Annotated in this window: 16 protein-coding genes; 9 read left to right on the forward strand and 7 right to left on the reverse strand. The window is 69.9% G+C overall.

Translation table 11 applies throughout. The features are described from left to right. Nucleotides 1–5 precede the first annotated feature (5 nt). The 3 genes from EP757_RS36270 (at nt 6) to EP757_RS36280 (ending at nt 4,208) form a co-directional block, all read left to right on the forward strand. Entirely contained in the window at nt 6–626 is a 621-nt protein-coding gene (locus tag EP757_RS36270; RefSeq protein ID WP_127552876.1) for a MerR family transcriptional regulator, read from the forward strand. After that, on the forward strand, nt 623–3,148 hold the full coding sequence (locus EP757_RS36275) for a VIT domain-containing protein (RefSeq protein WP_127552877.1): 2,526 nt from the start codon (nt 623–625) through the stop codon (nt 3,146–3,148). The genes EP757_RS36270 and EP757_RS36275 overlap by 4 nt, the downstream gene beginning before the upstream one ends. 118 nt (nt 3,149–3,266) lie before the next feature. Further along, nucleotides 3,267–4,208, forward strand: coding sequence for an RICIN domain-containing protein (locus EP757_RS36280; RefSeq protein ID WP_127552878.1), 942 nt, complete (start codon nt 3,267–3,269; stop codon nt 4,206–4,208). Nucleotides 4,209–4,288: 80 nt separating this feature from the next. On the opposite strand, the gene mmsB is transcribed toward EP757_RS36280, so the two are convergent. The 3 genes from mmsB to chvE all read right to left on the reverse strand — a co-directional run bounded on the left by mmsB (nt 4,289) and on the right by chvE (nt 8,289). After that, nucleotides 4,289–5,518 (reverse strand): multiple monosaccharide ABC transporter permease, encoded by a 1,230-nt coding sequence (gene mmsB / locus EP757_RS36285; RefSeq protein ID WP_127552879.1) that lies wholly within the window; start codon nt 5,516–5,518, stop codon nt 4,289–4,291. After that, a complete protein-coding gene (gene mmsA, locus EP757_RS36290) occupies nt 5,515–7,071 on the reverse strand; it encodes a multiple monosaccharide ABC transporter ATP-binding protein (protein WP_127552880.1) in 1,557 nt (518 codons plus the stop codon). Before mmsA ends, mmsB begins: the two co-directional genes overlap by 4 nt. Nucleotides 7,072–7,170: 99 nt before the next feature. Further along, nucleotides 7,171–8,289, reverse strand: a complete 1,119-nt coding sequence (chvE, locus tag EP757_RS36295; RefSeq protein WP_127552881.1) for a multiple monosaccharide ABC transporter substrate-binding protein — start codon at nt 8,287–8,289, stop codon at nt 7,171–7,173. A gap of 362 nt (nt 8,290–8,651) precedes the next feature. Between chvE and EP757_RS36300 the strand changes: the two genes are divergently transcribed. Next, the gene (locus EP757_RS36300; RefSeq protein WP_127552882.1) at nt 8,652–9,866 is read left to right on the forward strand and encodes an ROK family protein; all 1,215 of its coding nucleotides are present in this window, start codon (nt 8,652–8,654) and stop codon (nt 9,864–9,866) included. Between the two features lie 136 nt (nt 9,867–10,002). On the opposite strand, the gene EP757_RS36305 is transcribed toward EP757_RS36300, so the two are convergent. Further along, nucleotides 10,003–10,425: a DUF2000 domain-containing protein gene (locus tag EP757_RS36305; protein WP_127552883.1), complete on the reverse strand. Its 423-nt coding sequence runs from the start codon at nt 10,423–10,425 to the stop codon at nt 10,003–10,005. Between EP757_RS36305 and EP757_RS36310 the strand changes: the two genes are divergently transcribed. Next, complete coding sequence (locus tag EP757_RS36310; protein ID WP_127552884.1) at nt 10,424–11,263, forward strand: AraC family transcriptional regulator; 840 nt, start codon at nt 10,424–10,426, stop codon at nt 11,261–11,263. The two genes, EP757_RS36305 and EP757_RS36310, sit on opposite strands and share 2 nt — an antisense overlap. Here the strand turns inward: EP757_RS36310 and EP757_RS36315 are convergent. The 3 genes from EP757_RS36315 to EP757_RS36325 form a co-directional block, all read right to left on the reverse strand. Then, nucleotides 11,250–13,022, reverse strand: a complete 1,773-nt coding sequence (locus EP757_RS36315) for an L-lactate permease (RefSeq protein WP_127552885.1) — start codon at nt 13,020–13,022, stop codon at nt 11,250–11,252. The genes EP757_RS36310 and EP757_RS36315 overlap by 14 nt on opposite strands. A gap of 73 nt (nt 13,023–13,095) precedes the next feature. Next, complete coding sequence (locus EP757_RS36320) at nt 13,096–15,654, reverse strand: molybdopterin-dependent oxidoreductase (RefSeq protein ID WP_127552886.1); 2,559 nt, start codon at nt 15,652–15,654, stop codon at nt 13,096–13,098. Next, nucleotides 15,651–16,412 (reverse strand): xanthine dehydrogenase family protein subunit M, encoded by a 762-nt coding sequence (locus EP757_RS36325; RefSeq protein WP_127552887.1) that lies wholly within the window; start codon nt 16,410–16,412, stop codon nt 15,651–15,653. The genes EP757_RS36320 and EP757_RS36325 overlap by 4 nt, the downstream gene beginning before the upstream one ends. 130 nt (nt 16,413–16,542) lie before the next feature. On the opposite strand from EP757_RS36325, the gene EP757_RS36330 reads away from it, so the two are divergent. From EP757_RS36330 to cydC, 4 genes are read left to right on the forward strand one after another with little or no spacing between them, the layout of a single operon-like run. Continuing rightward, a complete protein-coding gene (locus EP757_RS36330; protein ID WP_127554620.1) occupies nt 16,543–17,928 on the forward strand; it encodes a cytochrome ubiquinol oxidase subunit I in 1,386 nt (461 codons plus the stop codon). 15 nt (nt 17,929–17,943) lie between these two features. Further along, the gene (gene cydB, locus EP757_RS36335) at nt 17,944–18,939 is read left to right on the forward strand and encodes a cytochrome d ubiquinol oxidase subunit II (RefSeq protein WP_127552888.1); all 996 of its coding nucleotides are present in this window, start codon (nt 17,944–17,946) and stop codon (nt 18,937–18,939) included. After that, nucleotides 18,936–20,561: a thiol reductant ABC exporter subunit CydD gene (cydD, locus tag EP757_RS36340; protein ID WP_127552889.1), complete on the forward strand. Its 1,626-nt coding sequence runs from the start codon at nt 18,936–18,938 to the stop codon at nt 20,559–20,561. Before cydB ends, cydD begins: the two co-directional genes overlap by 4 nt. Next, nucleotides 20,558–22,183, forward strand: a complete 1,626-nt coding sequence (gene cydC / locus EP757_RS36345; RefSeq protein WP_127552890.1) for a thiol reductant ABC exporter subunit CydC — start codon at nt 20,558–20,560, stop codon at nt 22,181–22,183. Before cydD ends, cydC begins: the two co-directional genes overlap by 4 nt. Nucleotides 22,184–22,745: the final 562 nt, after the last annotated feature.

Consider the following 22,745-nt stretch of genomic DNA (forward strand, 5'->3'; position numbering starts at 1 on the left):
GCGGCATGTGGACGATGGAAGAGTTGGTCGAGCGGGCTCACGCGGCGCTGTCCGCTGAGTACCCGGGCGCACCCAACGGGCGCGTCCGCGATCTGCCCGACCGCAGGTCCATCCGGTGGTATGCGACCATCGGGCTCGTCGACCGCCCGATCGGCACACGCGGGCGCACCGCTCTCTACGGCCCCCGCCACCTGCTGCAGCTGGTCGCGATCAAGCGCCGGCAGGCGGCCGGGCAGACGCTCGCCGAGATCCAGGCCGAGCTGGCCGGCGCCTCCGACGAGCTCCTCGCCGAGGCCTCCCGGGTGCCCGCCGAGCTGCTGGAGACCGGGGACGCGCCGGAGAGTGGCGGGCCCTCGCCGGATGCGTCGCCCCGGCCGCCGTTCTGGAAACAGACACCGGCCGCCGAGATCCGCGTGGCCCCGGCCGGCCTGGCCACCGTCGAGCCCGGCGCCTTCCACTCACCGGATCCCGACCCGCTGCTCACCGGCTTCCCTCTCGGCGGCGGCGTGATCCTGCTGGTCCCCGATCCGCCTGCCGGCCTCCACCGCGACGAGATCGCGGCGGCCGCCCGACCCCTGCTCGAACTGCTCGCGTCCCGTGGGCTGACCAATGGGAGGAACGCATGATCATTTCAGTGAACCCGATGGGCGCGGCCGAGCTGGACCGGCTCCGGGAGCAGCCTGACGCGGGCCTCGGCACGCTGCGGACCGACCGCGGCAACCTGCCGCTCGACGTCGTCGACGTCCGTGCCTCGATCAGCGGTCTGCTCGTGCGGACCGAGCTGACCACCGAGTTCGTCAACGCGCACGACACCGCCCTCGAGGCGACCTATGTCTTCCCGCTGCCCGACCGCGCGGCCGTCACCGGCATGACGATGACCGCCGCCGACCGCACCGTCACCGCCGAGTTGCAGGAGCGCGGCGCCGCCCGTGAGCACTACGACCAGGCCATCGCCGCCGGCCAGCGTGCCTCGATCGCCGAGGAGGAGCGGCCCGACGTCTTCACCATGCGGGTCGGCAACATCCTGCCCGGCGAGCGGGTGACGGTCCGGCTGCGGCTGGTCGGCCCGCTGCCCTACGAGGACGGCGCGGCCACGTTCCGGTTCCCGCTCGTGGTGGCGCCGCGCTACATCCCGGGCGCCCCGGTTCCCGGACCGTCCGCCGGCGACGGCCAGCACCCGGACACCGACGCCGTGCCCGACGCCTCGCGCATCTCGCCGCCGGTGCTGCTGCCCGGTTTCCCCAACCCGTTGAAGCTGTCCGTCGGCGTCGACATCGACCCGGCCGGTCTGCGGCTCGGCGACGTGCGGTCCAGCCTGCACACCGTCACCGACCAGGACGGCACGCTGCGGATCAATCCGGGTGAGCGCGCCGACCGTGACTTCGTGCTCCGCCTCGCCTACGCGCCCGGTGGCCAGTCCGCCGTGGCCGTCCCCGATGAGGACGGCACCGATGAGGACAGCGCCGATAAGGACAGCGCCGGCGAGGACGGCACCGGGGGCACCTACCAGCTCGTGGTCCTCCCGCCGGAGACCACGACCCCGCCCCGGCCGAAAGACGTGGTGCTGCTGCTCGACCGTTCCGGCAGCATGGGCGGCTGGAAGATGGTGGCCGCCCGCCGCGCCGCCGCCCGGGTCATCGACACGCTCACCAGTGCCGACCGTTTCGCCGTGCTGACCTTCGACCACCACGTCGAGCGTCCGGAGGGCCTCGGCGAGGGGCTGTCCGAGGCGTCCGACCGTAATAGGTACCGCGCCGTCGAGCACCTGGCCCGCGCCGACGCCCGCGGCGGCACCGAGATCCTCTCTCCACTGACCGCCGGCCTGGCGCTGCTCTCCGACAGCACCGGCCGCGACCGGGTCCTGGTGCTGGTCACCGACGGCCAGGTCGGCAACGAGGATCAGATCGTGCGGGAGGTCCGCCCGCTGATCGGGTCGACACGCGTGCACACCGTCGGTATCGACCGGGCCGTCAACGCCGGATTCCTGGGCCGCCTCGCCGCGCTCGGCGCGGGCCGTTCCGAGCTGGTGGAGAGCGAGGACCGGCTCGACGAGGCGATGGAGCACATCCACCGGCGCATCGGCGCGCCCGTCGTCACCGGGCTGGACGTCACCGGCGACGGTTTCACGGTCGTCGAGGGCAGCCGCAGTCCGGCCCGGCTTCCGGGTCTCTACCCCGGTGTGCCCCTGGTGATCACGGGCCGGTTCACCGGCGTACCGGGCGGCACCCTGTCGGTGACCGGCCGCACCCGAGACGATCAGGACTTCCGCACCGATGTCGCGGTCCAGCAGCGCTCCGAGCCCGCGGTCACCTCGGTCTGGGCGCGGGCGCGGCTGCGCGACCTCGAAGACGCGTATGCGGCAGGCGACGACGACCTGGAACAGGAGATCGTCAGCACGTCGCTGCGGTTCGGGGTGCTGTGCCGCTTCACCGCCTTCGTGGCCGTCGACCAGCGGGTGGTGACCGACGGCGGCACCACCAAGCGGGTCACTCAGCCGGTCGAGCTGCCGTCGGGCTGGGAGATGCCGGTCGCCGCGCCGATCGCGCCCGCCTTCATGGCCGGTGGGGCGTCGCCGTTCGCCGCCCCGGATTCGCTGGCGGTGATGCCCGCGGGCGGTGCACCGATGCCGCCTGCTCCCCCGGCGCCGTCGCCCGGTCCGCGGCCGTCGGTTCCGGGCAGCCCGCCGTTCAACCCGGTCCGCGCCAAGGCCGCCGGTGGGGGGCACGGCGGCGGTGGGCCCGTCGGCGGTGGGCGTGGCGCTTCGGCTCCTTCACCCCGTGGCTTCGTGTCGCCGATGGCAGCGCGTGCCCCGCGAGGCGGCGCTCAGTCCTTCGAGGACACCAGGACGACCCTCGCCGAGCTCCGCGAGCTGGCCGCCGTCGAAGCCGCTCGTCTCCGTGAGGCGGAGACGGCCGGTCTGCCGGCTGCCGACCGCCGCGACCTGCTCGACGACCTGGCCAGCCGCCTGGAGGTCCTGACCACCGCCGTCGCCACCGACGAGGTGGACGCCCTCCACGAGCTGGTGACCTTCATCGGCGGCGACGCCACTCTGGAGGAGAAGTGGGAGACGGCGCTGCGAGTGCTCGACGGCTTCGGCGGAAAGTCCGGTGAGGAGGTGCCGCCGCGCAAACCGTTCTGGAAGCGCTGACCCGTGAGGACGGGGCGGAGCTGTGTGATTCGTCAACGTCGACGGCGTCACCACACAGCTTCGCCCCGGGCGGGTAAGTTGGTTCACCGATGTGCCCGACCGGGGGGTGGCGTAGTCAGTGGGTTCTGTAGGCGAGGACGGCGGCGACAGCAGGGATCCGCTGCTGGTTCGTCCGTTCGTTCTCCAGGACGACGAGCCGCACGACGACGCCCCGTCCGCCGCGACCTGGCCGGCCGACCCGAAGCACGAGGTCCCGACGCAGGTGCTTCCGGCGCTGACCGGCGCCCCGCGGGAGACGTCCCGGCCCCGCGGCCGTCGTCCTCACCGCCCGGCCCTGCTGATCGGAGCAGGGGTCGTGGCGATCCTGGCCGTCGCGGGCTGGACCATCGTGCGTCCCGCGCTGCGCCCCGCGGTGTCGGCCTCGCTGCCGGACCGGGCGCTGCCGGTGGTGACCGGACCGGCCATCACGGCTCCCTCGGCGAGCGCCCCGGAGCAGAGCGATCCGGCCGGCGGGAACGGCGACGACGATGCCGGGGGCCAGCGGACCGAGAGCGCCGAGAAGACGCAGCCGACCCCGACCGCCACCGCCACGACCCGGCCGGCCACCCCGTCAGCGGCCACGACGAGCGCCGCGGCGACGAAGACTGCGACGGCTCCGGCCGAGCTGATTCCGCCGTCCCCGCTCGTCGATCTTCAAGGCGCCCTGATCAGCGGCAACGGCCTCTGCCTCGACCTCGAAGGCGGCTCCGCGGGTGACGGTCAGGACGTGCACGTCGACGACTGCAACGGCAGCAGCCCGCAGCGCTGGCGGCTGAACGACGACCGCACCCTGGAAGTTCTCGACATGTGCGCCTACATCGTCGGCAGCGGCGCCGTCGAACTCACCCGGTGCGACACCCGTACCACCGCTCAGTGGTCCCTGAACAGTGAGAACGGCCAGGTGACGAACGCCGCGAACGGCCTGTGCCTGACCGATCCCTACTTCGGCGCCCGCCCCGGCAAACAGGTCGTCATCGCCCGCTGCACCGGCATGAACAACCAGCGCTGGTCCTTCAGCTGACGAAGAAGCCGAAGAGGAGCTGAAGAAAAGAACAGCGCCGACCGGTGAGCCGGTCGGCGCTGTCGCAAGGCGAAAACCTGTTACTTCGAACGCCGCTTGTTCAGGAAGTCGAAGGCGACGGCCGCGATCAGGACCAGGCCCTTGATCGTCTGCTGCCAGGCCGGGTCGACGTTCATGATCGAGAGGCCCATGTTGAGCACGCCCATGATGAGCGCGCCGAGGATGGCGCCCGTGATCTTGCCGACGCCGCCCTGGACGGCGGTGCCACCGATGAAGGCGGCGGCGATCGCGTCGAGCTCGAAGTTGCTGCCGGCCGCGGCGACGGCGGCGCCGGCCCGGGAGGTGGTGACGATGGCGGCGATACCGGCGAGCAGACCCATGTTCACGAAGAGCATGAAGTTGACACGCTTGGTCTTCACACCGCTGAGCATCGCGGCGGGCAGGTTGCCGCCCATCGCGTAGATGTGCCGGCCGAAGATCGTGTTGTTCATGACGAACGAGTAGATCAGGATCAGGGCGCCGACGATGATCAGCACGATCGGGGTGCCACCGGCGCTCTTGGCGAGCAGGTAGGTGATGTAGCCGATCGCCGCGACGAAGAGCACCATCTTGCCGATGAAGGCCGCGAACGGCTCGGTGCGCAGGTCGTTCTTGACCAGCTCGTAGCGGGTGCGGATCTGGCTGGCCAGCAGGCCGGCGATCGCCAGGACACCGATCAGGACGGTGAGGCCGTCGAGGTCGGCGAGGAAGCCGAGCGCGTTCGGCAGCGAGCCGCCGGCGATCTCGGTGAAGCCGGTCGGCAGGCCGGCCACCGTGGTGCCGACGAGGACGATCGCCAGACCGCGGAAGATGAGCTGGCCGCCGAGCGTGACGATGAAGGCGGGGATGCCGACGTACGCGACCCAGAAGCCCTGCCAGGCGCCGACGACGCCACCGATCAGCACCGAGATGACCACGGCGAGCAGCCACGGCACGTTATGGTCGGTGATCAGCAGGGCGCTGATGCCGCCGATGAAGGCCACCACCGAACCGACCGAGAGGTCGATGTGGCCGGCCACGATGATCATGACCATGCCGATGGTCAGGATGAAGACGTACGCGTTCTGCTGGATCAGAGCGGCGACGTTGTTCGGGTACAGCAGCTTGCCGTCGGTCAGGATCTGGAACAGCGCGACGATCACGACGAGCGCGATCAGGATGCCGTACTGCCCGATGTTCTGGCCGAGGTAGGCCTTCAGCGATCCGCTGTCGTTCTTCTTGCTGGGCTCCGGCTGTGCCGTCGGCTGCGCCAGCGTGGTGGAAGCGCTCACCGCTTTGCTCCGCTCTTCTCCTGGGTCATGTAACGCATGAGGTTCTCCTGGGTGGCCTCAGCGCGGGGGATCTGTCCGGTGACTCGACCCTGGCTCATCGCGTAGATCCGGTCACAGATACCGAGCAGCTCAGGCAGCTCGGAGGAGATCACGATGACCGCCTTGCCGGAGTCGGCAAGCTTGTTGATGATCTCGTAGATCTCGAATTTGGCGCCGACGTCGATACCGCGAGTGGGCTCGTCGAGGATCAGCACCTCGGGCTCGGTGAAGAGCCACTTGCTGAGGACGACCTTCTGCTGGTTGCCGCCGGACAGCTTGCCGACGATCGCGTCGACGCTGTTCGCCTTGGTCTTCATGTCCTTGCGGAACTTCTCGGCCCAGGTGACCTCCTGCGCGCCGTCGACGACGCCGAACTTGGAGATCCGCTTGAGGTTGGCCGAGGTGGTGTTGCGCTTGATGTCCTCGATGAGGTTCAGGCCGAAGTGCTTCCGGTCCTCGGTCGCGTACGCGAGACCGTGCTCGATCGCGGCGTCGACCGTCTTGACCGAGATCTCCTTGCCGTGCAGGAAGACCTTGCCGGAGATGTTGGTGCCGTAGCTGCGGCCGAAGACGCTCATCGCGAGTTCGGTACGGCCGGCGCCCATGAGGCCGGCGATGCCGACGATCTCACCGGCACGGACGTCCAGGTTGGCGGCGTCGACGACGACACGGGAGGGGTCGTTCGGGTGGTGCACGGTCCAGTTCTCGATCCGCAGGACCTCGTCGCCGATCTTCGGCGTGTGGTCCGGGTACCGGTGGGCCAGGTCGCGGCCGACCATGCCGCGGATGATGCGGTCCTCGGTGACCGGCTCGGCCCCGTGCATGTCGAGGGTCTCGATGCTCTGACCGTCGCGGATGATCGTCGTGCTGTCGGCGATCGCGGCGATCTCGTTCAGCTTGTGCGAGATGATGATCGACGTGATGCCCTGGTCACGCAGGTGCCGGAGCAGGTCGATCAGGTGCGCGCTGTCCTCGTCGTTGAGCGCCGCGGTGGGCTCGTCGAGGATCAGCAGCTTCACCTTCTTGGAGAGCGCCTTGGCGATCTCCACGAGCTGCTGCTTGCCGACACCGATGTCCATGATCTTGGTGTCCGGGGCCTCGTCGAGGCCGACGCGGGCGAGCAGCTCGGCCGCCTGCTTGTTGGTCTGCGCCCAGTTGATGACGCCACCCTTGGCCCGCTCGTTGCCGAGGAAGATGTTCTCGGCGATCGAGAGGTACGGGCTGAGCGCCAGCTCCTGGTGAATGATGACGATGCCGAGGTCCTCGGAGTCACGCACCGTCTTGAACCGGCCGACCTCGCCCTCGAAGACGATGTCGCCCTCGTAGGTGCCGAAGGGGTAGACGCCGCTGAGAACCTTCATCAGCGTCGACTTCCCAGCGCCGTTCTCGCCACAAATGGCGTGAACCTCCCCGCGGGCCACGCTCAGCGTGACATCCGAGAGCGCCTTGACGCCCGGGAAGGTCTTGGTGATGCCCCTCATCTCCAGGATCGGGGTCTTGTCGTCGTTGGCCATCACAACTCGCTTGCTGTAGGGGGGTCGGACCGGGGCCTTGGCCGAGCCTGCCCACGCGGGGCAGACCCGGCCGGTCCCAGCAAGAGCTGAGGGGCGTGCCTACAGGCCGAGCTTGTCGGCGGTGTAGAAGCCGGAGTCGACGAGCTTCGTCTTCACGTCGTCCTTGGTGACGACGACCGGCGCGAGGAGGTACGACGGAACGACCTTGACACCGTTGTTGTAGGTGGTGGTGTCGTTCGTCTCGACGGTCTCGCCCTTGACGATCTGGTCGACCATCTTCGAGACCTGCTCACCCAGGGTGCGGGTGTCCTTCCAGACCGTCATCGACTGCTTGTCGGCCAGGATGTTCTTGACGTTCGCCAGGTCGGCGTCCTGACCGGTGATGATCGGCCAGTCGGTGCCCGGCTTGTAGCCCTGCGACTCGAGCGACTGCTCGATGCCCAGCGCCAGCGAGTCGTTCGGGGACAGCACGACGTCGACCTTCTTGCCGCCCGTGTAGTACGAGTTCAGGCGGTTGTCCATCTCGGCCTGGGCCTTCTGCGAGGTCCAGCCGTCGATCGACACGTTCTTCCAGTCGTCGTTCGACGCCAGCTTCTTGCCGGACGGGATGACCAGCTTCTTGCTGTCCACGTACGGCTTGAGGACGTCCCACGCGCCGGAGAAGAAGAACTTGGCGTTGTTGTCGTCCGAGGAGCCGGAGAAGGGCTCCAGGTTGAACGGGCCCTTGCCGTCCTTGAGGCCCAGCTTGTCGACGATGAACTCGCCCTGGAGCTTGCCGACCTGGTAGTTGTCGAAGGTCGCGTAGTAGTCGACGTTCTTCGTCGAGTTGATCAGGCGGTCGTACGCGATGATCTTGATGTTCTGCTGCGCGGCCTTGTCCAGGACCGGGCCGAGGGCGGTGCCGTCGATCGAGGCGATGACCAGAACCTTCGGGTTCTGGTTGATCATGTTCTGGATCTGGGTGATCTGCTGGTCGACCTTGTTGTCCGCGTACTGCAGCGAGGTCTCGTAGCCGGCCTTCTTGAGCAGGCCGTCAAGGTACGTGCCGTCGTTGTTCCAGCGCTCGAGGCTCTTGGTCGGCATCGCGATGCCGATCAGGTTGCTCGAGCTGCTTCCCGAGCTGGAGCTGTCCTCGTCGCGAGTGCTGCTGCAACCCGACGCCGCGGCCAGAGTCGCGGCCATGGTGACCGCCGCGAGGACCCGGAAGTTCTTGGACACCTCGACGTCTCCTTTCGTATCGGGCCCGCAGCGATGCGGGCCGACCTGAAGATCCGGCAGACGAAGACTGCCGGAAGCTATTTGTTGGTGCGAACAACATACGCTCAAATGATCATGTTGTACGCGGACGACCGTAACGGCTCCGTAACACTCGCTGTGAGCGACGCCTCCAAATGTAGATCGACGATCACGCTCAATACCTGCGTAAACGAAGACCGACTTTTGAGGGCTTCAGCACCTTGACAGCACGGGCCGTCACGGGGCGCGGGCCATAGTATTTGTTGCCGTCGCAGACTAATGCGCCGAGGGGTGGCCAGGCACGGACCGCTATCGTGGCGGCACACAGCGCACAAGGAGCCGTGATGAAGGCCGTCAATCCACGAGCCGCCCACCTCGGCCTGGCCATGCGTTGCGTCGCCGAGCAGGCCGGGGCGATCTCCCGCGCCGGCATCTCCGCGGCCACCGGCCTGAACCGGTCGACCGCCTCCTCGCTGATCGACGAACTGCTGGCCGGAGGCCTGGTCCGCGAGCTCGGCGCGACCACCCGCAGCCAGCGGGCGGGACGTCCGGGCACCGCTCTCGGCCTGCGCGACGACGGCCCGGCCGGGCTCGGCATCGACGTCAACGTCGACTACACCGCGGTCTGCGTCGTCGACCTGACCGGTGCGGTCCGCTACAAGCACGTGGTCTCCGAGGACCAGCGTGGCCTGGGCACCCGCGAGGTCCTCGACCGCATCGCCCGGCTGGCCCGCGGCGCGCAGAACGCGGCGGAGGCGTCCGGCCTGGTCCTCTGCGGCAGCGCGGTCGCGATCCCCGGCATCGTCGACCGGCGCACCGCCAGCGTCACCCTCGCTCCGAACCTCGGCTGGCACGATCTCGACGTCACCGAGGTGCTCCCGGCCGATGTGCACGGCGAGCGCGCCCTCCTCGACAACGAGGCCAACTTCGCGGCGCTCTCCGAGGAGGACCTGATCCGTTCCGGTCAGAGCTACCTCTATGTCAGCGGCCAGATCGGCGTCGGCGCCGGCATCGTGCTCGACGGCCGGCTCTACCGCGGCTCGCACGGCTGGAGCGGCGAGATCGGCCACCTCACGATCGACCGCGATGGACCGGAATGCCCCTGCGGCCGGCAGGGCTGCCTCGAACGCTACGCCGGGCACGAGGCGATCCTGCGCGCCGCCGGCATCACGTCGGGCGCCGGAACCACGCTGGGCCCCGGAACCAACCTGGGCGTCAGCCCCACCGCGGACCTCATAGCGGAACGCGCCCGTTCCGGCGACGCCTGCACCCTCGCCGCGCTGACCAAAGCCGGTCAGACCCTCGGCTTCGCCCTGGCCGGCTGCCTCAACCTGCTCGACGTCGGCACGATCGTCCTGGGCGGCATCTACCGCGACCTCGCCCCGTGGATCGGCCCCGAGATCCAGCGCGAACTCAGCACCCAGTTCGTCGGCGCGCGCTGGGTCAGCCCCGAGGTCCGCCCGTCGGCCTTCGGCGCCGAGGCCCCCGCACTCGGAGCAGCACGCTCCGTGGTCCGCGACATCATCAACGACCCGGTCCGCTGGCTCGCCCGCCCGTAACCCCAGCTCACAGCGATGTCCCGGCCCATCCAGGGGCCGGGACATCCGCGATGCCGAGGTAACCGTCACAGTTAGTTATTCGGCAGCTATCCGGCAAATCCGAGTATTTCGGTTATGTCCAAACCCGGCCCTCATGTCAGGGATGCATGGCCGCGCCCTTGAAGATCTTGTCGACCGCCACCCGGGGCCCGTAGACGGCCAATCCCACGAGATCCAGCCGTCCCGTCCCGACGGCTCGCACGGCAGCCCGGTTGTCGGCGTCATTTCCGGTCACGAACAGATCAGCCGTGAAGACAGCGACCCGGACGTCCCGCGCTACCGCCCGCTCATGTGCCGCGACCAGCATCTCCTTGCCGCCCTCGAACACCATCACCGGCTGCCGGAACATCGGCAGATAGCCGACCCCGTCCGCGTCGGCGTACGGTTCCCCCACCACCTCGGGCTCCACGCTCCCGAGCCCGCTCACCACGAACGCGGTGACGTTGAGTCGCTGCCACATCGGCAGGTCATCCCGGAGCAGAACAGCGATCTTTGTAGCGAAACGAAGCGGAGCAGTCATGCCGCAATCGTCAGACACCCCGCCCCACCAGGTCTTGTACGATCTTGACGTGTCCCGGTCGGATGGCATGCGGATCGAGGCGTGGCGGCCGCCGATCGACGGCGTCGTCGAGGTGCTGCACGCACGATTCGGTGAGCACGGCTATCCGATGCACGCCCACGACGCCTGGACGGTCCTGCTCGTCGACGACGGCGCGGTCCGCTACGACCTGGACCGGCACGAGCGCGGCGCCTACGGCGACCTGGTCACGCTCCTGCCGCCCAAGGTCCCGCACAACGGCGTCTCGGCCGGCCCGCACGGTTTCCGCAAACGCGTCCTCTACCTCGAGCCCGCCCTGCTGCCCGACCGCCTGATCGGCGCCTCGGTGGACACCCCCGCGATCGCCGACAGCCGGCTGCACCGCCTGATCTCCACGGTCCATCGCGTCCTGCGTACCGAGGAGGAAGCCGCCGCCGAGTCCCTCCTGGCCCTGGCCGTGGACAGCCTCCGCACCCACCTGGGCGACCCCGCTCCGCCGGCGCCACCCGCCCGCGACGCCGCCCACGACCTGCGCGACCTGCTGGAGGAGCACATCGTCGACGGCCTCCCGCTGACCACCGCCGCGGCCGAACTCCACTTCGCCCCGGCCCACCTGGTCCGCTCGTTCCGCGGCGAGTTCGGCATGACCCCGCACCAATACCTGATCTCCCGCCGGGTGGACCTGGCCCGCCGCCTGATCCTTTCCGGCCACCCACTACCTCAGGTGGCGACGAACGCCGGCTTCTACGACCAGCCCCACCTGATCCGCCACTTCAAGCGGATCCTCGGCGTCACCCCGAGCCGTTTCACCCGCCGCTAGGGATCATCCAGTCGAGGACCGGGGTGCCCTGCAGGGTCACCAGCACGCACATGAACAGCAGCAGCACCACACTCCAGCCGACCACGCGGCGGAAGAGGTCGCCCTCCTTGCCGGCCATGCCGACGGCCGCCGCGGCGATCGCCAGGTTCTGCGGGCTGATCATCTTGCCGAGGACGCCGCCGGACGAGTTCGCTGCCGCCAGCAGCAGCGGGTCGAGGCCTGCCTTGGTGGCGGCCTGCACCTGCAGGGCGCCGAACAGCGCGTTCGACGAGGTGTCCGAACCGGTCACTGCCACGCCGATCCACCCGAGGATCGATGACAGGAACAGGAACACCCCGCCGGTAGCGGCGAACAGCTCGCCGAGGGTGTTGGTCTGGCCGGACTGGTTCAGCACGTACGCCAGCGCCAGCACCGCCATGACCGTCACGATGGCGTGACGCAATTCCACGTAAGTCTTCACGTACGCCCGGAAGGCCGCACGCGGCGCCACCCGAAGGACCACCGCCGTGAGAATCCCGGCGAGGATCATCAAGGTGCCCGCGGCCGGAAGCCACCCGAACGTGAACTTCGTCGACGCCAGCGGCTGCCCGTTCGCACCGAGAACGTCGAGCCCGGGCCACGGGAAGACCACGGTCCACGGTTCGTCGGCGAGCGCCTCCTTGATCGGGCCGAGATTCGCGATCGAGAAGATGGCGATGATGATCAGATAAGGCGCGTACGCCCGGGCGACCTCCGCCGGTGGATCATGCCGGACAGCGATGCCACCAGCCCGGACAGCCCCACCGGCCGCCGGCCCAGGAGAAGCCACCGGCCCGGAAGAGGCCACCGGCCCGGGAGAAGCCACCGCGGGATCGGCCGGCTCAGGATTCGATGGGACGCTCGTGGAGGCGTGCAGGTCGGGCGACTCGGACGGCTGCCAGATGCGCAGGAGCAGGACCACCGCCGCGGCAGCGACCAGCGAGGCGATGATGTCGGTCAGCGGCACCGAGACGTAGTTGGACGCCACGAACTGGCCCAGGCCGAAGACCAGACCGGCGACGACCGCGGCCGGCCAGGTCTGGCGGACTCCGCGGCGGCCGTCGACGACCGCTACCAGCACCAGCGGGACGATCACCGCGAGGATCGGGGTCTGGCGGCCCACCATCGCGCCGAGCGTGTCGGTGTTGAGGCGCGGGTCGGCCACGGCTCCGGAGGTGACGGTGCCGAGGGTGACGATCGGGGTGGCGAGGGCGCCGAACGCCACCGGGGCGGTGTTCGCGATCAGCGCCACGGCGGCGGCGCGCATCGGGCGGAAGCCGAGCGCCATCAGCATGACGACGGTGACGGCTACCGGTGTGCCGAAGCCGGCGAGCGCCTCCAGCAGCGCGCCGAAGCAGAACGCCACGATGATCGCCTGGATGCGCATGTCCGGGCTGACCCGTTCCATCGAGCGGCGCAGCACGTCGAAGTGCCCGCTCACCACGGTCAGGTTGTAGACCCAGATGGCGTTGATGACGATCCACAGGATCGGGAAGAACCCGAACGCGGCGCCCTCGGTGGCCGAGAGCAGGGCTTGCCCGACCGGCATCGAGTACACGGCGACGGCCACGATCAGCGCCACCGCGAGCGCGATGAGACCGGCCAGCCAGGCGCGGACGCGGAACACGCCGAGCAGCAGGAAGAGCGTGAGCAGCGAGAGCGAGGCGAAGATCGCCGAGAGGGCTACCGAGCCGGCCACCGGGTCGGTCACGATCCTGAACTGTTCGAACATGAGAACCATCCAGAGTCATCGATCACATAACGCGCAATCTAGTCCTCTCGACGTGAAGCGCAACACGGAAGCCCATGGGTCGTCACGAGCCCTGCAGGGCCTGCCAGATCCGGTCGGCCGTGTACGGAAGATCGGTCATCCGGACCCCGATGGCATCCCGGATGGCGTTGCCGAGGGCCGGGGCCACCGGGTTGAAGGGGCTCTCGCTCATCGACTTGGCGCCGAGCGGGCCGATCGCGTCGGTCGTGTCGGCGAAGTGGACCTCGGTGCGGGGGACGTCGGCGAAGGTCGGCAGGTGGTACTGGCGGAACGTGGTCGTGGTGACCTCGCCGGTGTCCGCGATGTCGACGTGTTCGGACAGGGTGGCGCCGATGGCCTGAGCGACGCCGCCTTCGATCTGGCCGCGCAGCTGGGCGGGGTTCATGACGGTTCCGGCGTCGGCGCTGTGGACGCTGCGCAGGATCCGGAGCTCGCCGGTGTCCGGGTCGATCGCGACGCGGAACCACTGGGCGTTGAAGGCCACCGACCGGGGTGTTCCGTCGAAGAATCCATGACCATCACCACCGGTACGCAGGGACCGCGCCGCGCGGAGCACCGCCCGCCCGGCGACGACCACGCCGGTGGAGGCGAACGCGCCGGTGTCGTGGCCGACCACGTCGGTGTCGGACTGGCGGATCACCACCTTGTCCGGGGTGGTCGCGAGTTCGTCGGCGACGATCTGGGCGAAGACGGTGGTGCTGCCGTTGCCGAATTCGGCGGTGCCCACCGAGAGTTCGTAGCGGCCGTCGCCGAGCGCCTTCAGGGACGCGTCGGCGAAGTGGCCACCGGGCGGGCCGGCCGCGATCATCGCGATCGCCATGCCCTCGCCGACGAGCCAGCCCTCCGGCGCGGCGTCGCTCTCCGCACCGGCGAGCCTGATGTGGTCCAGGCACTGGTCCAGCCCGTACGACGCGATCCCCAGATCCTCGACGTGATCGCCGGGCGCGGTCAGGTCGTCGCCGTCGCGGACCACGTTCAGCTCACGGAACGTCACCGGGTCCATGCCGATCATCCGGGCCAGTTCGTCGAGGACCTGCTCGACCGCGAACGTGACCTGCCCGAGCCCGTAGCCACGGAAGGCGCCCGCGGGAACGGTGTTCGTATAAACGGTCACGGCATCCGTACGGATGTTTCCGCACTTGTAGACGGCAACCGTCTCATGGCACCCGTGGTGCATCACCGAAGGCCCGTGATTGCCGTAGGCGCCCGTGTTGACCAGCACGGTCAGCTGCAGCGCCGTCAACTCCCCCGCCGACGACGCCCCGGCCTTGACCGTCACCTCGAAGGGATGCCGCGTGGTGGCGCCGGAGAACTGCTCGGACCGCGTGTACTCCCACTTCACCGGCCGCCCGGTCCGCAGCACGGCGAGCGCGACCAGGTCCTCGACCAGCATCTCCTGCTTGCCGCCGAACCCGCCGCCGACCCGCCCGGCCACCACCCGCACCCGGTCCTGGGGCAGGTCGTAGAGCCGCGCGACGGCTCGCCGGGTCAGGAACGGCGTCTGCGTGCTGGACCGCAGGACGAGACGGCCGTCGTCGTCGAGCCACCCGAGCGCGCCGTGCGTCTCCAGGCTGGCGTGCTGCACCCGGGCCGTCCGGAACGTCGCGCTGTGGACGGCATCGGCGGCGGCGAAGCCCGCTTCCGGATCACCCAGAGTCGCGTGCAGCTCCCCGACGACGTTGGACTCCGCCCGAACAATCCCTTCTTCCATACCCTTGTCCGGGTGGATGACCGGCGCGCCCGGAGCCATGGCCAGCACCGGGTCCACCACGAACGGCAGCACCTCGTACTCCACGATCAACCGCCGGCACCCCTCCTCGGCGGCCGCCTCCGAGGTCGCGACCACCGCCGCGACCCGCTGCCCGACGAACCGCACGACCTCGTCGAGGACCCGGGTGTCGTACGGATCCTCGGCCTCGTTCTCGTGCTGAGCCGTGGAGAACAGCCGATCGGGAGCGTCCTTGTGCGTCAGCACGGCCTCCACCCCGGGCACCGCGAGGGCAGCCGACGTGTCCACCGCGACGATCCGGGCGTGCGCATGCGGCGACCGCAGGACCTTCAGATGCAACAGCCCCGGTACGTCGAGATCGAACGTGAATCGGGCCGACCCCGTCACGACCTGCGGCCCGGCCGGGGCGCCGAGGCTCGACCCGACGCCGCAGCCCCGGTCGGTCACCCCGCATGTTCCGGAGATGGCGTCCGCCACGGCTCGGTACCCCGTACAACGACAGAGGTTGCCCTTGAGCGCACGTGGCAGATCCTCGCGCTGGTCCGCGGAGAGCGCGGCAGACGTCATGATCATGCCCGCGGTGCAGAAGCCGCACTGGAAGCCCTGCGCGTCGAGGAAGTCCTGCTGGACCGGGTGGAGAGCGTCCGGCGTGCCGAGGCCCTCGATCGTGGTGACGCGGTGGCCGTCGGCGCGGAATGCCGGGTAGACGCAGGAATGCACCGGCTTGCCGTCGACGTGGACCGTGCAGGCCCCGCAGTCGCCGGCGTCGCAGCCCTTCTTGACCCCGAAGAACCCCTCTTCGCGCAGGTAGGTGCGCAGGCATTGGCCGGGGCGCGGGGTGCGGTCGTGGTCGGTACCGTTGATTTCGATCATGAGAGCTCCGCGAGGATCTGCGCCGCGTAGTGGCGGGTGAGGTGCTGCCGCCAGATCGGGCGTCCGTGCACGTCGTCCACGTAGTCGCCGGCCGGGATCGTTCCAAGATCGTCGGCAGGCGGCTGGAGGACATAGGGGCGTTTTGTCGCCGCGGTGACGGTGAGGGCCACGCCGTTCTGATCAAGTCGGCCGATCAACAACGCCGCCGAGCGCCCGTGACGATGCAGAGAGCCGCGCCGGTAGGAATAGCGGGCCTCCAGCGCGCCCGCCGGCACGTGGATCGACCGCAGCAGCTCTCCGTCGCGCAGCGCCGTCGTGCCCTCGCCGGTGACGAACTCCGCGGCCGGCATCACACGCCGCGTGCCGTCCGGGCCGATCAGCAGCACCGACGCCTGAAGAGCGACACTGAGCGAGATCATCGGGCCGGCCGGCAGCGCCGCGCAGAGATTCCCGCCGACCGTCGCGACGTTCCAGATCTTGAACGAGGCGAGGAACGCGTGACAGCACTGCCGCACGATGGCGTGCCGGTCGAGCCGTTCGTACAGCTCGGCGACCGTGCAGGTGGCGGCGATCTCGACCGCGCCGTCGTCCTGGACGGTCAGTGGCGGCCAGCCGGCGGCGGTCAGGTCGAGCAGGCGGCGCACGTGCGGGCGTGGCTCGCCGAACAGCGCGGTGCCGCCGCCCAGCCAGGCGTCGCCGGGCCGCCAGGCGCCGGGAGCGGCCGGGCTGATCACTTCGGTGACGGTGTTCAGATCCACGTTCGTACGCTACGCGCCACGTGTTTCCGATCATGACTATCCGTGACCCCGGGCCGGTTAACCTGCCCGACACACAGTCAGGGGACTTTCGGCCCTGATCTTTTGCTGCGTGTCCGGAAAAGCTCAGGGGGTGGACGCGCTTGATCTCTCCCGGTGGCAGTTCGGCATCACCACCGTCTATCACTTCATCTTCGTGCCCCTCACGATCGGGCTCTCCGCGCTCGTCGCCGGCCTGCAGACCGCCTGGGTCCGCACCGGCAAGGAGCACTACCTGCGCGCTACGCGGTTCTGGGGCAAGCTCTTCCTGATCAACTTCGCGATCGGTGTGGTCACCGGCATCGTGCAGGAGTTCCAGTTCGGGATGAACTGGTCGGCGTACTCCCGGTTCGTCGGCGACATCTTCGGCGCTCCCCTGGCGATCGAGGGCCTGCTCGCCTTCTTCCTCGAGTCGACGTTCCTCGGCCTGTGGATCTTCGGCTGGGACAGGCTCCCCCGGCGCGTGCACCTGGCGACGATCTGGCTCGCCTCGATCGGCACGATGCTGTCGGCGTACTTCATCCTCGCCGCCAACTCGTGGATGCAGCACCCGGTCGGCTGGACCATGGGCGACGGCCGGGCCGAGCTGACCAGCATCGGCGCGGTGCTGACGAACTCGACGACGCTGGTCACCTTCCCGCACACCATCACCGCCTGCTTCCTGACCGGCGGCGCCATGCTCCTCGCGGTCAGCGCCTGGCATCTCCGCCGGGGCAATCAGGTCGAGGTCTTCAAGCCCTCACTGCGGCTCGGCGCCTGGGTCGTGCTGATCGCCGGCGTCGGTGTGCTGATCAGCGGCGACCTGCAGGCCCGCGTCATGACCGAGCAGCAGCCGATGAAGATGGCCGCTGCCGAGGCGCTCTACGAGACCACCGGCAGCGCCTCGTTCTCGCTGTTCACGATCGGCTCGCTGGACGGCGACGAGGAGCTCTACAGCGTCCGCATCCCGTCGCTGCTCTCCTTCATGGCCACCGGTTCTCCCGGCGGCGAGGTCGAGGGCATCGACAACCTTCAGGCTTCGTACGAGGAGAAGTACGGTGCGGGCGACTACAAGCCGATCGTGCCGGTCACGTACTGGTCGTTCCGATTGATGATCGGCTTCGGTGGTCTCGCCATGCTGATCGCCGCGGCGGCGCTCTGGTTCACCCGTGGCGAGCGGCGGCCGACGAGCCGGTGGCTGTGGATCGCCGCGGTCAGCACGGTGGCGATGCCGCTGCTCGCGAACTCGTTCGGCTGGATCTTCACGGAGATGGGCCGGCAGCCGTGGACGGTGTTCGGGGTCTTCACGACGGCCGAGTCCGGGTCGCCGTCGGTCTCCACGGGTGAGGCCGCCACCGGATTGATCGTGCTGACCGTGCTCTACGGGATCCTGGCGGTGATCGAGTTCGGGCTGTTCATCAAGTACGCGAAAGCCGGCGCTCCTCCGATCGAGCCGGACATCTCGGACGCGGACGACAAGCCGCTCGCCTTCGCCTACTGACTCTGGGGCTTGAAAATGGAACTCACTACCGTCTGGTTCATTCTGATCGGCGTCCTCTGGGCCGGTTACTTCCTCCTCGAAGGCTTCGACTTCGGCGTCGGCATCCTGCTCCCGGTCGTCGGCAAGGACGATCGCTCCCGCCGCCTGGCCATCAACACGATCGGCCCGGTCTGGGACGCCAACGAGGTCTGGGTGCTGGTCGCCGGCGGGGCCACCTTCGCGGCGTTCCCCGAGTGGTACGCCACCCTGTTCTCCGGCTTCTTCCTGCCGCTGCTGATCATCCTGGTCGCCCTGATCGTCCGCGGTCTCGCCTTCGAGTACCGCGGCAAACGGCCGGAAGCCTCCTGGAAGAAGCGGTGGGACCTGGCGATCTTCTGGGGCAGCCTGATCCCGGCGATCCTCTGGGGTGTCGCGTTCGGCAACATCCTGCGCGGGGTGCCGATCGACGCCCGGCACGAATACGTCGGCGGCTTCGTCAACCTGCTCAACCCGTACGCCCTGCTCGGCGGCCTGACGACGCTGTCGCTGTTCACCCTGCACGGCGCGGTCTTCCTCGCCCTGAAAACCGACGGCCCGATGCGCGTGCAGGCCGGCCGTCTCGCCGCTCGGCTGGCTCTGGTCGCCGTCCCGGTGGCCGCCGCGTTCCTGATCTGGACCGGCCTCACCGGCAAGGACGGCTGGGGTATCGCGCTGTCGATCCTCGCCGCGCTGGCCCTGGCCGGCGCGGTGCTCGCCACCCGCGTCCGCAAGGAGGGCTGGGCGTTCGCCGCGACCGGCGCGACCATCCTGCTGGCCGTGGCGGCGCTGTTCGTGACGCTGTTCCCGAACGTCATGCCGTCCACCCTCGACGCCGCGAACAGCCTGACGGTGACGAACGCGTCGTCCACGCCGTACACGCTGACGGTCATGACCTGGGTGGCGGCCTGCTTCACGCCGATCGTCCTGCTCTACCAGGGCTGGACCTACTGGATCTTCCGGAAGCGCCTGACCGTGAGTGACATCCCGGCATGAAGCCCCTCGACCCGCGCCTGATCAGGTACGCCCGTGCCACCCGGGCGTACCTGGCGGCCACCGTCGTCCTCGGCGCCGCCCAGGCCGCGCTGCTGATCTGCCAGGCCGTCCTGCTGGCGAACGCGATCACGGCGGTATTCCTCTCCTCGGGAAGCGTCGATGTGCTGCCCCTGGTCGCCGTCGTGGCCGCCCGGGCGCTGGCCGCCTGGCTGCAGGAGGTGGCGTCGGCCCGCTCGGCCGCCTCGGTCAAGAGCGAGCTGCGCCGCCGGCTGCTCGCCCACATCGCCTCGTCGGGCCCGGGTTCTCGCCGGCCGGCCGGCGAGGTCGCAGCGCTCGCCGGTCACGGCCTGGACGCGCTCGACGCCTACTTCGCCCGCTATCTGCCGCAGCTCGTCCTGTCGGTGCTGGTCCCCGGCCTGCTGCTGGTCCGGCTCTTCCCCGCCGATGTGATCGCCACCGTCACGATCGCCGTGACACTGCCCCTGATCCCGCTCTTCATGGTCCTGGTCGGCATGCACACCGAGGCGCAGAACCGCCGTCAGTTCCGGCTGCTCGCCCGCCTCTCCCACCACTTCCTCGACGTGGTCGCCGGCCTGCCGACGCTGAAACTCTTCGGCCGCGCCCGTGCCCAGGCCGGCATCATCAAGCGGATCAGCGAGGACCAGCGCCGGCACACCATGCGCACGCTGCGGACCGCCTTCCTCTCCTCCCTGGTCCTGGAACTGCTGGCCACCCTGTCGGTGGCCCTCGTCGCCGTCGGCATCGGCCTGCGCCTGGTCTCCGGGAACCTCGACCTGGCGACCGCTCTGCTCGTGCTGATCCTGGCGCCGGAGGCGTACCGGCCGCTGCGCGAAGTGGGCGCCAACTACCACGCCAGCGCGGAGGGCCTGGCCGCGGCTGACGAGGTGTTCGCCGTGCTGGAGACGCCGCTTCCGGTCTCCGGCACGTCTGCTCCCTCCACCGGGGTCATCTCCTTCGAGGACGTCGAGGTCCGCTTTCCCGGCCGCCCTTCGCCGGCTCTGCGTCTGACCGCGACCATCGCGCCCGGCGAAGTCGTGGCGCTGACCGGCATGTCCGGCTGCGGCAAGTCGACAGCCCTGCACGTCCTGCTCGGCTTCGTGGCCCCGACGTCGGGCCGCGTGACCGTCGACGGCACTCCGGTGTCCGCTTTTGATCCGGCAGCGTGGCGCCGTGCGATCGCGTGGGTCCCGCAGCGCCCGCATCTTCTCGCGGCGTCCGTGTACGACAACATCGCCCTCGCCGGCCCGTCCTCGCCGGCTCGGGTCGAGGCCGCTGCCGAGCTTGCCGGCGCTGCTGGATTCATCCGGGACCTGCCGGACGGTTTCGCGACGGTGCTCGGGGATTCGGGGACGGGGCTGTCGGCCGGTCAGCGGCAGCGGATCGCGCTCGCCCGGGCGTTCCTGCGCGACGCGCCTCTCGTGCTGCTCGACGAGCCGACCGCGAACCTCGACGCCGGCACCGCCGCCTCGGTCATGGACGCCATCCGCCGGCTGGCCGTCGGACGAACCGTGATCATCGCGGCTCACCGTCCGGAATTGATCGCGCTCGCCGACCGCTCGATCGACCTGTCCCGCCCGCTCGTCCCGGTGGGCGCGTCATGAGCGGCGCTGTCACCCCGTACCAGCTGATCAGGCCGGCGGCGGGTCGCCTGGGTCTCGCCCTCCTCGCCGGAGTCGGCGCAGCCGGCGCCGCGATCGCCTTGACCGCCTGCTCGGCCTGGCTGATCTCCCGGGCCGCGCTGCATCCGCCGGTGCTGCACCTGATGGTCGCGATCGTGGCGGTGCGGGCGTGCGGGCTCAGCCGCGGCGTGTTCCGCTACCTCGAACGGCTCATCGGCCACGACGCCGCGTTCCGGATCCTCGGTGACGTGCGGGTGCGGCTCTACACCCGCCTCGAACGACTCGCCCCGGCCGGCCTCGCCGACTTCCGCCGCGCCGACCTCGCGCAACGCCTCGCCGCCGACGTCGACGCGGTGCTCGACCTGGTCACCCGGGTCGTTCTGCCGTACGCGGTCGCCGCCGTCGTCGGCCTCGCCTCCGTGCTGGTCGTCGGCGCTCTCGTGCCCGCCGCCGGCATCGCGCTCGCCGCCGGCCTGATCGTCGTCGGCGCCGGGGTGCCGCTGCTGCCGCGGACGGACGGGCGGCTCGCCCCGCTCCGCGGCGAACTCACCACCGGCGTCGTCGATCTGGTGCACGGGCTGGCGGACCTCACCGCGTACGAGGCTGTGCAGTCCCGCCTCGACCACCTCTCCTCGGTCGATGCGCGGCTGACCGCTGCCGCGCGGCGGTCGGCGTTCGTGGGTGGAGTGTCGTCGGCGGTCACCGTGCTGACCAGCGGCTTCTGCGTCGTTGTGGGCTTGGTCGCCGGTGCCGTGGCGGTGCGGTCCGGGTCTCTGCCCGGTGAACTGCTGGCGCTGGTGGTGCTGACGCCGCTGGCGGTGTTCGAGGTGGCCGCCCCGCTGCCGGCCGCGGCAACGACCTTCGCATCGGCGCGTGCCTCGTTGCGCCGGCTCGCCGAGGTGTGGGCCGCCCCGGATCCGCTGGTGTCCGATGGTGACCAGCCAGGAGTGGTTCTCTCGGGCGTTCCCTCGCTCCGGCTGGAAGGCGTCACCACCGGATGGGTCCCGGGGCGGACCGCTGTCCGGGACGTGTCACTGGTGCTGCCGGCCGGTGGGCGGGTCGCGCTGGTCGGGCCCAGCGGGTCGGGGAAGAGCACGGTGGCCGCGCTGCTGGTGCGGTTCCTCGACCCCCGGTCCGGGCGGGTGACGATGGACGGCGTCGATCTGCGGTCGATTCCGGCTGACCGAGTACGAGAGGTCGTCGGCTATCTCCCGGAGGACGCCTACCTCTTCGACACCACGATCGCCGGCAACCTGCGCATCGCCCGTCCGGACGCCACCGACGCCGCGCTGGTCGAGGCCTTGAGGGCGGCCCGCCTGCTCGACTGGGTCCGCACCCTGCCGGACGGCCTGTCCACCCTGGTGGGTGAACACGGAATGTCGCTCTCCGGCGGTCAGCGGCGACGCCTCGCCCTGGCCCGGATGCTCCTGACCGACGCACAAGTCCTGATCTTCGACGAGCCTGCCGAGCACCTGGACGATGAGACGGCCGGCGCGCTGACCAGGGATCTACTGGCGGCGGCAGGCGACAGATCGGTCCTCCTGATAACCCACCGCACCGACGACCTGACCGGCCTGACCGTGGCCACCCTCGACGCCGGCTGAGCCGGACCGGTTGACGCCGGCGCGGTCGTCGCCCGGCTCCGATATATCGATCGCGTCCCTCACCACGCCTCTCGTCGCGCCCTTCATCAGGCCTTCGCAACGCCCTTCGTCACGCCTTCACGGCTCTCCTCGTCGCGGCGCCGTCACGCCCCTCGTCGCGCCCTCGCGCCGCCCTTCGCCACGCCGCTCGCCACGCCCTCGCGCCACCCCTCATCATGCCCTCGCGCCACCCCTCGCCACGCCCCTCGCGCCACCCATCACGCCCTCGCCACGCCCCTCGCGCCACCACTCGCTACGCCCCTCATCGCGCCCTTGCGCCACCCCTCGCCACGCCCCCTCGCGCCACCACTCGCCACGCCCCTCATCGCGCCCTCGCGCCACCCCTCGCCACGCCCCTCGCGCTACCCCTCGCCACGCCCCTCATCGCGCCCTCGCCACGCCCCTCGCGCCACCCATCACGCCCTCGCCACGCCCCTCATCACGCCCTCGCGCCGCTCGCCACGCCCCTCGGCACGCTCCGCTTCGCTAGCGGATCTTGGTTGAACTTGGACACGGAGAGGTC

Origin of the sequence: Actinoplanes sp. OR16, assembly GCF_004001265.1 — a bacterium.
Classification (GTDB): domain Bacteria; phylum Actinomycetota; class Actinomycetes; order Mycobacteriales; family Micromonosporaceae; genus Actinoplanes.

Coding starts and splice junctions, on each gene's coding strand:
- cydD (WP_127552889.1), top strand. CDS start 18,936: ATGAAGCCCCTCGACCCGCGCCTGATCAGGTACGCCCGTGCCACCCGG.
- EP757_RS36300 (WP_127552882.1), top strand. CDS start 8,652: ATGAAGGCCGTCAATCCACGAGCCGCCCACCTCGGCCTGGCCATGCGT.
- cydB (WP_127552888.1), top strand. CDS start 17,944: ATGGAACTCACTACCGTCTGGTTCATTCTGATCGGCGTCCTCTGGGCC.
- EP757_RS36275 (WP_127552877.1), top strand. CDS start 623: ATGATCATTTCAGTGAACCCGATGGGCGCGGCCGAGCTGGACCGGCTC.
- cydC (WP_127552890.1), top strand. CDS start 20,558: ATGAGCGGCGCTGTCACCCCGTACCAGCTGATCAGGCCGGCGGCGGGT.
- EP757_RS36320 (WP_127552886.1), bottom strand. CDS start 15,654: ATGATCGAAATCAACGGTACCGACCACGACCGCACCCCGCGCCCCGGC.
- EP757_RS36270 (WP_127552876.1), top strand. CDS start 6: ATGTGGACGATGGAAGAGTTGGTCGAGCGGGCTCACGCGGCGCTGTCC.
- mmsA (WP_127552880.1), bottom strand. CDS start 7,071: ATGGCCAACGACGACAAGACCCCGATCCTGGAGATGAGGGGCATCACC.
- EP757_RS36305 (WP_127552883.1), bottom strand. CDS start 10,425: ATGACTGCTCCGCTTCGTTTCGCTACAAAGATCGCTGTTCTGCTCCGG.
- EP757_RS36310 (WP_127552884.1), top strand. CDS start 10,424: ATGCCGCAATCGTCAGACACCCCGCCCCACCAGGTCTTGTACGATCTT.
- EP757_RS36315 (WP_127552885.1), bottom strand. CDS start 13,022: ATGGTTCTCATGTTCGAACAGTTCAGGATCGTGACCGACCCGGTGGCC.